Here is a 1,079-nt window from a genome sequence, read left to right on the forward strand (position 1 = left end):
TTACGCGAGCGCGCCTGACGCCTACGTGCCGGAGCGCGGCACCTGCCGTCAGAAGGGTGGGGGTTCCTCGGGTGGGGCCGGTCCGGCGGCGGCGGCGGTGGCTTGGCGGGCGGCGTGGTTTTGGGCGCGTTCGGTGGCTACCCGGTAGGCGCGCTCTTTGGCGCGGGTGCGTCGGCGTTTGGGCATCATCGCGGTGCGGTCGGGGCACGGCTGTGGTGGTGCGGGGTCGGTTTCGGGTGCCGGCATGCCGCCCACGGCGTGGCACAGGGAGGGGAACAGCAGCGCACTGCCCGGGGTGGTGACATGGGTCTGCCCGGCCGGTGAGGTCAAAATCAGCGTCCCGTCGGGCAACTGTTTTTCCGTCCAGCCCCAGAACGTTTTCACCAAATGATGGGTCCGGCAATAGCACTTCAGGTTGGCCGCGTGGGTGGGCCCACCTTTTGCGTGCGGGATGGTGTGGTCGATGTCGCAGCGGGTGGCGGGGACGTCGCAGCCCGGCCAGCGACACGTCAGATCGCGGCAGCGCACGAAATCGGCCAACGCCTTCGACGGGGTGTAGCCGGGTTCGGGTGGGGCATCACCGGGATGCACCAACGGCACCAGCGTGGCCGATTGGGCGAGTTCGGCCAGCAGTTCGGGGGTGATCAACCCATCAGCGCCGACCTGCCAGCCCGCGGCGGGGTCGCCTGGCCCGGCGATCACATGGATCATGACCGGGGAGGCGCCCGGGCGCGCGCCGGCGGCACAATCGGCCCGCGCGCAGCGACACCCCAGCCGATCGGCCCCGGCCGCCAGCGCGCCCAGCGCGTCGGCGCGGCGCTGGGCGGCGCTGCGCGGGTCGTGGGCGCACACCGTGGCCGCCAGCTTCGCCAGGCGTTGGTTCTAGGGCGTGGGCATCCACACTGAACAGGCTGCCCTCGATGCGGGAGATGCCGTCTTGGTCCTGCCCGATCCAGATTTCGCGGTCGGCCTGCTCTTTTTTGCGGCGGCGCACCGCATCACCATCCACCCGGGCCACGATCGCATCGACCTTGCCTGAGAGCCGGGCATTCGTCATCGACGGCCAGCGGGTCACATTG

1 pseudogene is annotated in these 1,079 nt (G+C 70.7%); it reads right to left on the reverse strand.

What is annotated here, in order from left to right:
* Positions 1-48 precede the first annotated feature (48 nt).
* A pseudogene (locus A5791_RS17635) lies at positions 49-1,079 on the reverse strand (DUF222 domain-containing protein); the annotation flags it as partial.

Source organism: Mycobacterium sp. 852002-51163_SCH5372311 (assembly GCF_001667115.1).
Lineage (GTDB): Bacteria > Actinomycetota > Actinomycetes > Mycobacteriales > Mycobacteriaceae > Mycobacterium.